The following is a 14,989-nucleotide window of genomic DNA, read 5'->3' on the forward strand; positions in this document are numbered from 1 at the left end:
TTACGCTTTCTTCATTCCGGCGCACCTCGTCTTTTCAAGGGCCTTCTTGGACGGAGGCCGGCATATCGTCGTAGGATAGTTTCCGGTGAAGCATGCGGTGCAGAACTCTTCTTTGGGCAGAGTCATCGAGCTAAGCATGCCCTCAAGAGATATAAATTTTAAGCTGTCGACCCCTATGAACTCTCTTATCTCTTCGACGGAGTGGCTCGACGCGATCAGCTCTTTTTTGGTCGGGAAATCTATTCCGTAAAAACATGGTGAGATAAGCGGCGGACAGCTCACTCTCATATGTATCTCTTTGGCGCCAGACGCCCGCAGCGCCCTGACCCTGCCTCTGGAGGTCGTGCCCCGCACGATGGAGTCCTCCACTATGACTATCCTCTTACCTTTCAGGGCGTCTTTTACGGGGTTCAACTTGACCTTCACCTTGAAATCCCTTATGAGCTGGCTTGGCTGGATGAAGGTCCTGCCTATATAATGGTTCCTGACGAAAGCTATTTCCAGCGGCAGCTTGGATTCCTCGGCAAATCCGAGCGCCGCGCATGTGCCGGAATCGGGAATGGGCATTACCATGTCCGCATTGGCGGGATGCTCTCTAGCTAGCGTCTTGCCGAGGTTCTTCCTCGCAAGGTATACGCTCTGGGTGAATATGTTGGAATCCGGCCGTGAGAAGTAAATGTATTCAAATATGCAGAATGCGTGCTTTTTGGATTCGGGCTGTTTCAGGGATCTTATGCCGTTCTTGTCGATTATTACGATCTCCCCCGGCTCGACATCCCTTACGTAGGATGCCTCGACCATGTCCAGCGCGCATGTCTCGCTCGCGACGATATACGCGTCGCCCATCTTTCCTATGCAAAGCGGCCTGAATCCGTGAGGGTCGCGCATCGCGTAGATCGCGTCATTTATCATTATCACGAACGAAAACGCGCCCTCGAGCCTGTCCATTATCGGCAATAGTTTCCCCGAGTAATTATTCTGGTGGTCCTTCACCAGGAGATGCAGTATAAGTTCCGAGTCCATCGTGGTCTGTAATATGGAGCCGGCGTCTTCGAGCTCATTTCTCAAGGCGACCGAATTTGTGAGGTTGCCGTTATGGGCGACGGCTATGAAACCTTTTTTATGGTTGATCAAGAGCGGCTGGACGTTCTTTGCCGTCGAGGAGCCTGTGGTGGAATAGCGGACGTGCCCGATCGCGAGATGGCCTTTAAGCTTCTTGAGATTTTCCTCTTTGAAGACATTGCCGACCAGCCCCTGCCCCTTATGCATATATATCTTCTTCTTGTCGAAGCTTACGATGCCGGTCGATTCTTCGCCGCGGTGCTGCAGCGCGTAGAGGGCCAGGTAGGCAAGCTGCGCGGCGTTCTTATGCCCGTATATCCCGACCACACCGCAATAATCTTTCATCATGATTTGAGCTCTTTATGATATTCCTGCAGGCTCTTTACGGAAACATTTGGTTTTTTTATCATATGTTCAATTCCGTTCACGGAAGCTTGCGCTCCGGAAACTGTAGTGATAAGAGGCACATTGTAAAGCGTAGCGTGTGAACGTATCTTCACCTCATCCGCCTTAGTTACTTTGCCGGAAGGAGTGTTGATGATCAGATCCACCTTTCCGTCTTTCATCAGGTCGAGCACATTGGGGCGGCCCTCATTGAGTTTCGGCAGGACCTGCACGTCGACATCATTACTCTTCAGCGCGTCCGCTGTGCCGGATGTCGCCATGATATTAAATCCAAGGTCCTCCAGCTTCTTCGCGACGAATACGATATTGCGCTTATCCTGGTTCTTGACGCTTATGAATACGTTCCCTTTTATCGGGAGCCTCTGCCCCGCGGCGATCTGGCTCTTGGCGTATGCGGCGCCGAAGGTGGCGTCTATGCCCATCACCTCGCCGGTAGATTTCATCTCAGGGCCCAGTATCGCGTCTACCCCCGGGAATTTTATGAAAGGAAATACCGATTCTTTTACCGCGACGCACCCTACCTTCTTTTCTTTGGTGAAGCCGAGTTCCTTCAGGCTCTTGCCGAGCATTACTTTTGTCGCGAGTTTTGCCAGCGGCGCACCTATGGCTTTACTTACGAAAGGGATCGTCCTGGAGGCTCTCGGGTTCACCTCAAGCACATATACGATATTGTTTTTGACGGCGTATTGCACGTTCATCAGACCCTTGACATTCAATTCCATCGCCATCGCGAACGTATTCTTTCTTATGGTTTCCAGGATGTCTTTACCCAGGGTGTGAGGCGGAATGACCATAGCGCTGTCGCCGGAATGGATGCCTGCCTCTTCTATATGTTCCAGTATTCCGCCTATGACGCAAATTTCGCCGTCGGCTATGGCATCGACGTCTACCTCGATGGCATCCTCGAGAAATTTATCGATAAGTATCGGATGTTCGGGAGACGCCTCCACCGCCTTCGCCATGTAATCGGCGAGGCTCTTCTCGTCGTACACTATCTCCATCGCGCGTCCGCCCAACACAAAAGACGGCCTTACTACTACAGGATAGCCTATGCGCCCGGCCACCTCTTGCGCCTCGTCAAATGAAGTGGCTGTTCCATTGTCCGGCTGGATCAGCTTCAGCTTCTTCAGCATCAGCTGGAACAATTTTCTGTCCTCAGCCATGCTGATCGACTCGGGGCTAGTGCCCAGTATCTTAAGCCCTTTACTGGAAAGAGCGTTTGAGATATTGAGCGGCGTCTGGCCCCCGAATTGCACTATTGCCCCTATGGGGTCTTCTATGGCCACTATATTCATTACGTCTTCTACCGTGAGCGGCTCGAAGTAAAGCCTGTCCGATGTGTCATAATCCGTTGAGACCGTTTCGGGGTTGCAGTTGATCATTATGCTCTCGAAGCCTTCTTCCCGAAGGGCATAAGAAGCATGACAGCAGCAGTAATCAAATTCGATACCCTGGCCTATTCGGTTAGGGCCGCCGCCAAGTATAAGAACCTTCTTATTATCGTTCTTTTTAAGCATATATTCCGGTTAAAATAAAAAAACCGGCAGAGACGACTGTCCCTCCGGCCTGAAAATCAGGAGCCACAATGTGAGGATTACTCGCCTTGTACGCGCTCCCGCTTGCTGCAGACATTGAGTTTAGTATCCATAATCTTATAATATAACATATAATATCATCACATCCGTTTAAGCGGATGTGCTTTTCTTTGCTGACGAAATTTTAGCATGGGCCAATGCCGGTGTCAAGAGATTTTGAGACAGGTAATGGGATGACAAGGTAAAAACCGCGCGTTATTTCGACTTACTGTTAATAACCCCCAGATTAAGGCGCGCATTCGTATGGGCAGGATTTATCTCCAGAGCTCTCTTGTACATGGCGATAGCCTCTCCCACTTTCCCCATCCCAAAGTATGCATTACCAAGGTTATTATATGCTTCGGCGTAATTGGGATTGATCTCTATCGCTTTCTTATACATGGCGGTAGCCTCTTCCTCCCTGCCAATTCCATGGTATGCTACGCCAAGGTTAATATACGCAGGGGCAAAATTGGGATTGATCTCGATTGATTTTTCATACATGGCGATAGCCTCTTCTTTCCTGCCCGTCTCATTATATCTGTTAGCGAGGTTACTATATGCAGGGGCGTAATTGGGATTGATCTCTATCGCTTTCTTATACATGGCGATAGCCTCTTCTTTCCTGCCTGCCTCATTATATCTGTTAGCGAGGTTACTGTATGCTTCGGCGTAATTGGGATTGATCTCTATCGCTTTCTTATACATGGCGATAGCCTCTTCTTTCCTGCCCGCCTCATCATATATGCTAGCGAGGTTATTATATACTTTCGGGCTACCGGGAGCGTATTTCAATATTCTTTCATAAAATGGTACCGGCTCTCTCCATGTATCATTTTGTATGATGGTCAGGTATGAGTAAAAGGCCAGGAGTAATACTGCGAGTGTTATTGTGAGTATCCTGTATCTTTCTTTTCTGTAAGCTTCTATTAAGAATCTCGATAGGATGAGGAAGAACCCTATTGAGGGCAGATACAGCCAGTTCTCTGCCATATAGGCATTTATCGGATAGAGGTTGGATACGGGAATAAGTGTTACGAGAAACCACAATATTGAGAATGATGTCAGTCTATTTGTTTTCACTGTCTTTACGGCGAGGAATATCAACGTGATTAGTATGGCTATGCCGCATATCACTTTAGGGTCTATAAAGCTGAATATGGGGGCTCCGTATTCCATGTGCAGGCCAATGGGTAAGAAGGGTAGTTTTATGTAGTCAGTTATAGCAGCGAAGAAGCCGGGAATCCTCTGAAGTAGAGTGCTGTTAGATATGGAGCCGGTCATTAAATATTTTAAAACAGTCACTCTTAATAGTATGTAAATAAACGTTATGCCTGATATGGAGAGAAACTCTTTTAATCTTATCTTCTCCTTGAAGGTATAGTGATAGAGGAGTATTAAAGCTGGGAGGATGAGGCTGTTCTCTTTTGAAAGGAGCGCCAATAAATAGCTTGATGCCATGATGATGTAGTGTATCGCGTTATTGGCTCTTGAGGATTTGATGTAGAATATCAAAGAGATGAGCATGAAGAATAGGTACATGGGGTCGGCGCGGCTTGATATGTAATTGACTACCCCTGTATGTAGGGGGTGAACTACGAAAAAAATGGCGGTGAGAAATGAAAGGGTCTTATCGTTAAACAGGATGTCGATGAGCCAGTAGATGCATAATGCTACAAGGATATGCAGAAGTATGCTGGTGAGATGATATCCGATTACGCTTAACTTCCATGAGTGGTAGTTCATAGCATAGGTGATCATCTGCAAGGGGCGGTAGAAAGAGGATTTCATGTAGCCGGATATTCCGAAGCCCGTGGTGAACAACTTAAGGCTGATTGGCCATTCTCTAATGAGCGCGTTGTCCTTCACCAAGATATGATCATCGTAAACAAACTTGCCGTTTAGAGAGTTGGCGTAAACCGCGATACCCAGGATTATTATAAGGGCAATGGAAGCCAATATTATTGGTTTTTTAACTGGAGCGGGCTTAGCGGGGGTATTCTTTATGTTTTTAGGGTTCATCAAACATTAACTACGTTACGAATAGATTATGCGAGGAAAACTTGCCATCGGTGGTTACGTTTAAGCCTATCATCTTTAATCCGACTTCATCGCCCGGGGTGGCGATATGGGTCATATGCATCTCACAGTCGCGCAGTCCGCTCAGCTTCTTCATGGCTATCTCGGCGGTGTGATTGGTGGTGGCGCTTATGGATAGCGCGATCAGTATCTCTTCGAGATCCAGGCTCTCCGGATTCCCTTTCAAGATATCCTCTTTAAGAACTGCAATCTGTTTAATGATCTGCGGAGATATCAGGAGTATCTCATCCGGTATTTTAGCAATTATCTTAACGGCGTTAAGGATGAGGCTGGAGGCCGCATGCATAAGCTTTGAGTTTTTTCCCGTGACAATTCTCCCGTCCTCCAGTTCAAGCGCCGCACCGCAGTATATTCCATCAAAACCCTTGCCGCTCGATTCCGCTTCATCCGCGGTCTTCCTGGCATGCGCAACAACGGAGCGGTCTGTAACCTTTACATCCATCTCCTCCATCAGCATCTTGACTCTGGTCACGGTCTCCTTGCTCTCTATGCCAAGGACATACTCCTGATTGTAACGAAAGTATCTTCTTATGAGCTCTTGTTTTGCGGCATTTTGCACTATGGCATCATTCACTATTCCGTAGCCCGCCCTGTTCACGCCCATATCTGTGGGCGAATTGTACATCGGAAGGGCCGCGGCCTTATCCACGATCTTCATAAGCATCAGTTTCAATATCGGAAAACTGTCGACGTCGCGGTTGTAATTTATAGCCGTTTCACCGTATTTCGATAAATGGAACGGGTCGACCAGATTAAAATCGAGGATATCCGCGGTCGCGGCTTCATAGGCGACATTAACAGGGTGTTTCAGCGGCAGGTTCCATATAGGGAATGTCTCGAATTTTGCGTAGCCGGCATTGATGCCGCGCCTGTGTTCATGATACAGCTGCGAAAGGCAGACGGACAGCTTCCCGCTATTCGGTCCGGGAGCGGTGACGACCACTATCGGTTTATTGGTCTCTATATAATCGTTTTTGCCGAATCCGTTGTCGCTCGCCACATGATCGGTGTTTGTGGAATACCCCTCTATGGGATAGTGGAGGTATACCGTAACGCCGCGGCGCTCAAGCTTATTCCTAAATATAATCGCGGACGGCTGATTCGTAAACCGCGTGATGACCACCGAAGATATGTCGAGCCCCCATCTTCTGAGATCGTCGATAAGTTTAAATGTGGCGGCGTCGTATGTTATACCGAAGTCCCCCCTCACCCTTCCCTTTTCGATATCGCCGGCGAATATCGCCAGCACTATCTCGATTTTATCCTTAAGGGCCTGCAGGAGCCTTATCTTGACGTTCGGATCGTAACCCGGCAGGACGCGCGCGGCGTGATAGTCGAAGCAGAGCTTTCCGCCGAACTCCAGATAGAGTTTATTGCCAAATTTTTTGACACGATCCAGTATCGCGGCGGTCTGTTCTCTTAGGTACTTTTCGTTATCGAAACCGGTTTTATCCGGGGTCATTTTATCACTTTGACATTTGCCTGGACGCTATTCTTAAAATCTTCATTCGCTTTTTTGAAAATCTCAGGATTTGATTCCCACCCTTTATATTGAGGCCGGCTATTGACCCATTCCTCGAAAAGCGCCCATCTAAAATGAGCCGCTGTGACATCATTCGATTCCAGGCCGATCCTGTCGCTCTTTCGATCCGTGACGGTCTTATTTATTGTTTTTCCTTTGTATGCGGTGATCGGGACGGCTTTACCGGTGAGTATATTATATCTGGCCGGTATGTCGATGCCCCCGATGTTGTAGTTTACTGTTCTTATGAACAGGGTACGATAGATGAAGAATATGCCCATTATGACCAGTGTGGTTACGAGCGCGATCTTTAAATTTTTATTCACTTATGCTCCTCCTTGTCTTGATCTTTATCTACTACCTGGCCTTCGACGTCAATAACATCATCATAAGTCTTGCGGGGCCTTTCGCTATTTTTCAGGATATTAAATTTCAGGCTAGTGTTGGTATTGGGAACGAGTATGAGGCTCAGGATGAAGCTTAAGATGCTGAACAATAACGCGGCCATGAACGCGCTCCAGAAACTTGCCACGGTGAAACCGATTACGAATTTTGAGGCAAGATAAAACATGAATGCGTTTATGATGAGCGTGAATAAACCGAGTGAAAATATCGTGAACGGCAGTGTCAGCAGTATCAGGACGGGCCTTAGAAACGCGTTTAAGAGCCCTATGACCAGAGCGGCAATGATCACTACATTGGAGTTGGCCGCGCTTACGCCCGCTATTGTATGTATCACGACAAAGAGAGCGATGATATTCACGAGCCACTTTACGAAAAATGACAGCACCTTTATTATTCCCCTATTATCTTTACCAGGACGCGTTTACGGCGTTGTCCGTCAAATTCGCCGTAAAATATCCGCTCCCACGGCCCGAAGTCAAGCTGCCCTCCGGTTATCGCCACAACGACTTCCCTGCCCATGATGGTCCTCTTCAGGTGCGCGTCGCCGTTATCCTCGCCCATCAGATTATGGCTATATTTATCTTTTCCGTATGGCGCCAGTTTCTCCAGCCATAGCAGGAAGTCCTTATGCAGTCCCGGCTCATTGTCGTTTATAAAGACGCTTGAGGTTATATGCATCGCGTTTACCAGGCAGAGGCCCTCTTTCACGCCGCTTTTTTTGACGGCGTCCTCGACCTGAGAGTTAATATTTACTATTTCCCGCCGGTTTTTTGTGTTTAATTGAATATATTCGGTATAGGATTTCATAATATCAGTTAAAAGAATCGATTAATTCTAACATCTTTTCGTAGCTTCTTACAAGAGATATCTCTCCGCGCATACTCCTGGCGCCCGGAAACGATCTTAAATACCACAGGGCGGTCTTTCTCATTACGCCCACCTTTCCCGGATCGCTGCATTCCATATACTTATACATGTAAGAAAGATGGCGTTTGGCGACCGTTTTTATTGTCGACAGATCTTTCTGCCTTGGCAAAGTACCGTCTTTCATATATTCCCCAATTTCGTTGAATATCCAGGGGTTCCCGAGGGCGCCTCTGGCCACGAGTATTGCGTCGCAAGACGTTTCGTCGAACATCTTCTTTGCTAACTGGGCCGAGAGCACGTCGCCGCTTCCGATAACGGGTATCTTCACCGAGTCTTTTATCGCGTGTATGGCCTCATAATTAACCGTCCCGGCGTAATGCTGCAGTCTTGTCCTGCCATGTATGAATATCGCCGAAGCGCCGCTTGATTCGCATCGTTTTGCGAGATGTGTGATATCGGCGAGGGTCTCTTTTTCATGGCCCAGCCTCATCTTGACGGTGATGGGCAGCTTCAGGGATGACGCCAGCAGTTTTATCGTTTCACAAAGCATGTCCCCATTTTTCAATAGATACGCGCCCGCCTTCTTCTTCATTACTTTCTTTACCGGACATGCGGCGTTTATATCAAGAAACGCCGCTTTCGTAAATGGGAGCACTGTCTTTGCCGCGCTTAATATTATCCGCGGGTCATTACCAAGAAGCTGCAGGGCTATGGGCTGGTCTTGCTCAATAGTCTTAAGCATCGCGAATGTTTTCTGGCGGTGGTGAGTAACTGAATGCGCGTCGATCATTTCGAAGAAACAGAACTTTGCGCCATGCTCGCGGGCTATCAGCCTGAACGGCAGGTCTGTGCAGCCCGACATGGGCGCGAGCAGCGCTTTGGTGCGGATATCGCAGGAGCCTATCTTCATCTCGGTAAATTTACGGTTTTTTCAATAATGAAGTTATTTTCAAAATCGGCGTCTGCGGTTAACTCAGGAGCCTTGAACTGTCCTTCGCCTGCTGCGCTCTTGGCCGTTTTTCTGGCGCGATAATCTTCAAATGAACCCGGTTTCAGAATTTTCATTACGGGAGAGTCTAATAGCTGGGCCTGTCGGACATAATCGTATTCCCTGTTTTGCTTTCGAAGGGCTTCTTCTATTGATACGAGGATCCTTATAGTATCTTTATCCGCCGGCTGAGGGTCGGAAAATTCCACCATAAACGTATAGCGCGGCCCTTCCAGAGGCTTTGCGACTGCGCAGAAAAATACCATGCGGATCTTCTCTTTTTCCAGGACTTTCGTCATTGCCTCGCTCACATGCGACTCGTAGAGCTTCTCGCCGGCAAGCGATGTAGCGCCGAGGCCCTTCTGGACAAACTCTATCATGGGGGTTTGCTTAAAGAAACCGGTGACCTTTATTATATCGTCTATATTATATCTATATAGCCCGCCGGCGGTAGTGACTATTATAAAATATTCCCTGCCCATTTCGAGTTCATTGCAGAGAAGGGTGCGCTTTTTTTTATTGGTTATATCTTCTTTCGGAATGAACTCATAAAAATTAGTCCGGATCGCCAGGACGCCGCTTGATGTATCGTCGCTTATAGGTATGGAGCTCCTGGCTTCCGTAGATACGCAGCCGATGTCGCGTTTAGGTATTGCGCCAAAATAGTCCTCGAGTTCTTTCAGGTATAATTTCATCATGCCGCCCTGCCAGCACTCGATAAGCTCCATGTTTGGCCAGAAGTCCTTTGGCAGGAGCCTTCCGCGGTCTTTCAGTATCTTTTTCAGCTCGTCCGCCTTTTTGGAATTGGGCTTAAAGGACTTCTCGAGTATCGCGCGGATCTCTGGTGATATTTCAAACTTTTCGGAAAGCTTGCCGAGAGATATGTCGTCTATTATCAGATCCTGCCACTTCTCTATCTTGCGCATGAGCAGAACTATCGTATTCGGGTTAAGCGTCGCGATATTGGTGATATTCTGTTCTATGCTTATTCTGAGCATAGTGTAATGGCGGGCCTCATAGTTCTCTATCTCGAATACCTCGTAAGGAAGCGAGTATAGCTCTATGATGAGTTTCGGCAGGGCCCGGTAGCTGTAACCGCTCTCGGCGCCGAACGGAATACCGGCTTCCGTAGCACCTTCGGTCTCCGGGCTTACGATGGCGAGTATCTTACCATCGAGTACACCAGGATGGTCGCGGGATATGTAGTAGCTCCATAGGTCCAGGAGGGCATTCTTGATCTTTTCCGAATAACCTGTTGTGGGGATCAGTTTTGGTTTATCTGTGGTGCCGCTTGTAGCGCCAAAGAATTCGACTTTATCTTTGGTGAGGATATTCTGCTCGCCCGAAGCGATCTTATCGACGTACGGGCGGATGGCCTCGTAGGTATTGATCGGCACCAAGCGCCTGTAATCATCTATCGATCGTATCGCACCGAAATTATATTTACGGCCGTACTCCGTATCCTTATTGCGCCGCAGGTATTTCAGGAGGGTCTTTTCCTGGGCTTTAAGCGGATCTTCTGTCGATGCCTCGAAGACGATTCGTCTGGGCTCGAGATACTTCAGCAAAAGAGTTATTATGCTCATAAGCCTTTAGAGACCTTATTACTGACTGTCGTAGGTGGAGTAATAGTACGGCGTGTATGCCTGAAATTCCGCAGCGCAGGTGTCGACCAGCTTATAGTCCGGTTTAATGTTGTGGGTCTTTCTCAAGGCGGAGATCTCATCCTCGGTAACTCCGGTCAGGAGCGCTATCTGGCGGTCGCTGAAACCGAACTCTTTTGCTGTCTTTAGCAGTTTTGCGGTGATGGGGCTCCCTTTCCGGGTGATCTCTTTTTCGAGTTCAATTATCTCTTTTATGTTATACAGGAACCACCTGTCGATACAGGTCAACTCATAGATCTTGTCTATAGACACTCCGGCTCTTATGGCATCCCCGATATAGAATATCCTGTCGCAGTTGGGTTTTCTCAGCTTTTCATAGATGATGTTCAATGTGTCGTCGTCGGCCTTTATCTCCCGAGGATAATTTTTAAAGAGCAGGCTTTCAAGACCGCTCTTCTTTATTTCAAGAGATCTCAGGCCCTTCTGCAGGGACTCCTTGAAGGTCCTGCCGATCGACATCGCCTCCCCTACGGATTTCATCGATATAGTTAGCGTCGGATCGGCCGCAGGGAACTTTTCGAAAGTGAAGCGCGGTATCTTCACGACGCAGTAATCGATCGACGGTTCAAAACATGCGGGAGTCTCTTTAGTGATATCGTTAGGTATCTCATCGAGCGTGTATCCGACCGCGAGCTTAGCCGCGATCTTCGCTATGGGAAAGCCCGTTGCCTTTGAGGCCAGCGCTGAGCTTCTTGAAACGCGGGGGTTCATCTCTATTACGACCATACGTCCGTTATCGGGGTTTATGGCAAACTGTATGTTGGATCCGCCGGTTTCGACGCCTATCTCCCTTATGCAGGCTATTGCCGCGTTCCTCATGACCTGGTATTCCTTGTCGGTCAACGTTTGGGCCGGCGCGACAGTTATCGAATCTCCGGTATGCACGCCCATAGGATCAAAGTTCTCTATAGAGCATATGACGACGACATTATCCTTCTTGTCTCTCATGACCTCGAGCTCAAACTCTTTCCAGCCGATCACGGATTCCTCGATGAGCACTTCGCTTATCATGCTGGAGTCCAGCCCTATCTTCGCCAGTTCCCTGAACTCTTCCATGTTATAAGCGACAGCCCCGCCCGTTCCGCCCAGAGTGAAGCTCGGCCTTATTATTATAGGAAAACCGATCTTTTCGGCGACCGAGATCGCCTCATTAAGGTTATAGGCCTTACCGCTCTCCGGAAGGTCCAGCCCTATCTTCTGCATGGCCTCTTTAAAGAGATGCCTGTCTTCCGCCTTCTTTATCGCTTTTATATTGGCACCTATCATAGTGACCCTGTATTTTTTCAAAACTCCGGCTTTATCAAGCCCCACTGCGACGTTCAACGCTGTCTGTCCGCCCAGAGTCGGAAGAAGAGCGTCGGGCCGCTCTCTTTCGATGATCTTCCTTATCGCGTCCACGGTGATCGGTTCGATGTAAGTTTTATCCGCAAGCTCGGGATCCGTCATGATAGTCGCGGGGTTAGAATTTATCAGGATCACTTTGTAACCTTCCTGCCTCAGGACCTTACAGGCCTGTGAGCCGGAATAGTCGAACTCGCAGGCCTGCCCTATCACTATGGGGCCGGAGCCTATTATCAATATCTTTTTCAGGTCTGTGCGTTTTGGCATATCAGTTCTTCTTCATCAATTCTACGAATCTTCCGAACAGGTATTCAGCGTCCTTGGGGCCCGGGCACGCCTCCGGGTGAAACTGTACAGAAAATATCGGGAGTTTCTTATGTCTGATGCCTTCAAGAGTCTCATCGTTCAGGTTTATATGCGTGATCTCGAGCTCTTTTGTATTCAATGTGTTGATATCGACGCAGAATCCGTGGTTTTGGACGGTGATGGCTACCTTGCCGGTCTTCAGGTCCTTGACCGGCTGATTTCCCCCATGGTGCCCGAATTTTAACTTGTAGGTCTTTCCGCCGAATGCCTGGCCGAGCATCTGGTGTCCGAGGCATATTCCGAAGATCGGCAATTTACCGATCAGGCCCTGTACTGTCTTTACAATGTAAGGAAGCGCTCCGGGATCGCCGGGGCCGTTAGACAGCATTATGCCGTGAGGCTTCAGGTCCAATATCTCTTTTGCGCTCGTAGTGGCGGGGACTACCGTTACTTTGCAGTCATTACGCGCAAGCTCGCGCATTATATTAAATTTGGCTCCGCAGTCGAGAACGATGACTTTAAAGCGCCCTTTGGCGTTCCACTCGTAAGGCTTAGATGGGATAACTTCTTTTATCAGGTCTATACCGACGAGCCCCGGCGATGCCTTTGCCTTTTTAATGAGATTTGTTTCATTCAGGTCTTCGGTGGACAGGACCGCCTTCATGGCGCCGGATTGCCTTATATGCATAGTAAGGCTGCGCGTATCGATGCCTTCTATGCCCAGAATGTTGTTGTCTTTGAGGTAGTCCCCGAGCGTCTTTTTACTGCGCCAGTTAGATGCGATCTTCGAACACTCTTTTACTACGAAGCCTTCAAGGAACGGTTTGCGGGATTCGGAGTCTTCATCATTGATGCCGTAATTACCTATCAGCGGATACGTCATCGTGACGATCTGGCCTTTGTAAGATGGATCTGTCAGCACTTCCTGGTAACCGGCCATGCTGGTATTAAAGACGACTTCGCCGTAACTTTCGCCTTTGGCGCCGAAAGATTGGCCCTTGAATATACGGCCGTCCTCTAAAGCTAATATAGCTTCCATCTCACACTCCTGCCTTATTTCAGCGATTATATATTACCGGCTGGTAAAAGTCAAAGCACAAATCGAGCGGGCTATTTTTTGAGCGCGGCTTTGATGAAGTCGCGGAATAGCGGATGCGGCCTATCCGGCTTTGACTTGAATTCAGGGTGGTACTGGACGGCTATAAAGTAAGGATGGCCTTTTATCTCGACCATCTCTACGAGATTCTTATTCGGATATATGCCGGAGAAGACCATGCCGTTTTTGGAGAAGAGATCCCTGTATTTATTATTGAACTCATATCTATGGCGGTGGCGCTCCAGGACGAGGTCCTTACCGTATGCTTTGAATGCGGCGGAAGGCCTCTTTATCTCGCACGGGTAGACGCCCAATCTCATGGTTCCGCCCATGTCTTTTATGCCCTTCTGCTCCTCGAGCAAGCTGATCACAGGATCTTTTGTGTCCGGTTCGAATTCGGTGGAATTGGCGCTTTTCAGGCCGCACTTGTTTCGCGCGAATTCTATCACCGCGCACTGCATTCCCAGACACAGCCCGAAGAATGGTATTTTGTGCTCTCTGGCGTATTTTATGGTTTTGATCTTGCCTTCTATACCGCGGTAGCCGAAGCCCCCCGGCACAAGTATACCGGATACGCCGCCAAGCAGCCTGTCCGCTCCAATTCTCTCTACATCTTCAGAGTCAACCTTTTTTATGATCACCTTAGTGTTATTAGATATACCCGCGTGTACGAGAGATTCATAAATGGATTTGTAGGCATCCTGCAAACCAATATACTTACCTACCACGGCAACGGTCACCTTCTCTTTTGGTTTCAGGATCCTGTCCACAACCATTGTGCGCCACTTCTTAAGGTTAGTGGATTTGCATTTGATATTGAAGTGGTTCAGCAGTATCTTGTCAAGCCCCTGGTCCTTGAATATCAGGGGCACTTCATATATCGTTTCGGCGTCAGGCGCCTCGATGACAGCCCCTTTGCGGACATTGCAGAATAGAGATATCTTATCTTTTATGTCGTCGGAAAGCGGTTTTTCCGTGCGGCACAGCAAGACGTCTGGCTGTATGCCTATTTCGCGTAGTTTACCTACAGAGTGCTGAGTGGGTTTTGTCTTTATTTCGCCGGCCGAGCGCACATATGGGATCAGCGTCAGGTGTATATATAGAGCGTTATTATAACCGACATCGAGGCGGAATTGTCTGGCGGCTTCCAGGAACGGAAGGCTTTCGATGTCACCGACGGTGCCGCCTATCTCCACTATTAAAATATCAGCGTCAGATACCTGAGCCGCTTTCTTTATCCGTTCCTTTATTTCGTCGGTTATATGCGGAATGACCTGGATGGTCTTGCCGAGGTAGTCTCCGCGCCTCTCTTTGAGTATTACAGTATTGTAAACCTGGCCGGTGGTGACGTTATTAAATTTTGTCATCTGAGCGCTTGTGAAACGTTCATAATGGCCGAGATCGAGATCCGTCTCGGCGCCGTCTTCCGTGACGTAGACCTCTCCATGCTGATACGGATTCATGGTGCCGGGGTCTACGTTTATATAAGGATCGAGCTTAATGAGAGAGACTTTAAGGCCTCTTGACTCCAAAATCTTGGCTATAGACGCTGAGGCGATTCCTTTACCTAGACTCGAAATCACACCGCCAGTGGTGAATATATATTTTGTCATGCTCTCCTCTTTTATTAAAAACAACAAGGACGCTTTGAGCGCCGAT

11 protein-coding genes and 1 pseudogene are annotated in these 14,989 nt (G+C 48.4%); all 12 read right to left on the reverse strand.

Going from position 1 to position 14,989, the window contains the following annotated elements:
* The 12 genes and pseudogenes from purF to NTY76_03325 all read right to left on the reverse strand — a co-directional run bounded on the left by purF (position 1) and on the right by NTY76_03325 (position 14,943).
* Positions 1–1,410, reverse strand: coding sequence for an amidophosphoribosyltransferase (gene purF, locus NTY76_03270; protein MCX5678111.1), 1,410 nt, complete (start codon positions 1,408–1,410; stop codon positions 1–3).
* A pseudogene (gene carB, locus NTY76_03275) lies at positions 1,407–2,969 on the reverse strand (carbamoyl-phosphate synthase large subunit). Before carB (NTY76_03275) ends, purF begins: the two are co-directional and overlap by 4 nt.
* 288 nt (positions 2,970–3,257) lie before the next feature.
* Positions 3,258–5,063 (reverse strand): tetratricopeptide repeat protein, encoded by a 1,806-nt coding sequence (locus tag NTY76_03280; GenBank protein MCX5678112.1) that lies wholly within the window; start codon positions 5,061–5,063, stop codon positions 3,258–3,260.
* 10 nt (positions 5,064–5,073) lie between these two features.
* A complete protein-coding gene (locus NTY76_03285; protein MCX5678113.1) occupies positions 5,074–6,603 on the reverse strand; it encodes a DUF1846 domain-containing protein in 1,530 nt (509 codons plus the stop codon).
* Complete coding sequence (locus NTY76_03290; GenBank protein ID MCX5678114.1) at positions 6,600–6,989, reverse strand: hypothetical protein; 390 nt, start codon at positions 6,987–6,989, stop codon at positions 6,600–6,602. Before NTY76_03290 ends, NTY76_03285 begins: the two co-directional genes overlap by 4 nt.
* Positions 6,986–7,453, reverse strand: coding sequence for a phage holin family protein (locus tag NTY76_03295; GenBank protein MCX5678115.1), 468 nt, complete (start codon positions 7,451–7,453; stop codon positions 6,986–6,988). The genes NTY76_03290 and NTY76_03295 overlap by 4 nt, the downstream gene beginning before the upstream one ends.
* 5 nt (positions 7,454–7,458) lie before the next feature.
* A complete protein-coding gene (locus tag NTY76_03300; GenBank protein ID MCX5678116.1) occupies positions 7,459–7,875 on the reverse strand; it encodes a secondary thiamine-phosphate synthase enzyme YjbQ in 417 nt (138 codons plus the stop codon).
* A gap of 4 nt (positions 7,876–7,879) precedes the next feature.
* Positions 7,880–8,845: a tRNA dihydrouridine synthase DusB gene (dusB, locus tag NTY76_03305; GenBank protein ID MCX5678117.1), complete on the reverse strand. Its 966-nt coding sequence runs from the start codon at positions 8,843–8,845 to the stop codon at positions 7,880–7,882.
* Positions 8,842–10,509 carry a GH3 auxin-responsive promoter family protein gene (locus NTY76_03310; GenBank protein ID MCX5678118.1) on the reverse strand — a complete coding sequence of 556 codons (1,668 nt, stop codon included), beginning with the start codon at positions 10,507–10,509 and terminating at the stop codon, positions 8,842–8,844. The genes dusB and NTY76_03310 overlap by 4 nt, the downstream gene beginning before the upstream one ends.
* 18 nt (positions 10,510–10,527) lie before the next feature.
* Positions 10,528–12,195 (reverse strand): carbamoyl-phosphate synthase large subunit, encoded by a 1,668-nt coding sequence (gene carB, locus NTY76_03315; protein MCX5678119.1) that lies wholly within the window; start codon positions 12,193–12,195, stop codon positions 10,528–10,530.
* Between the two features lies 1 nt (position 12,196).
* On the reverse strand, positions 12,197–13,273 hold the full coding sequence (gene carA, locus NTY76_03320) for a glutamine-hydrolyzing carbamoyl-phosphate synthase small subunit (GenBank protein MCX5678120.1): 1,077 nt from the start codon (positions 13,271–13,273) through the stop codon (positions 12,197–12,199).
* A gap of 71 nt (positions 13,274–13,344) precedes the next feature.
* Complete coding sequence (locus NTY76_03325) at positions 13,345–14,943, reverse strand: CTP synthase (protein MCX5678121.1); 1,599 nt, start codon at positions 14,941–14,943, stop codon at positions 13,345–13,347.
* Positions 14,944–14,989: the final 46 nt, after the last annotated feature.

The sequence above is a fragment of the Candidatus Omnitrophota bacterium genome, from assembly GCA_026387175.1.
Taxonomy (GTDB): Bacteria; Omnitrophota; Gorgyraeia; order 2-01-FULL-45-10; family 2-01-FULL-45-10; genus CAIMPC01.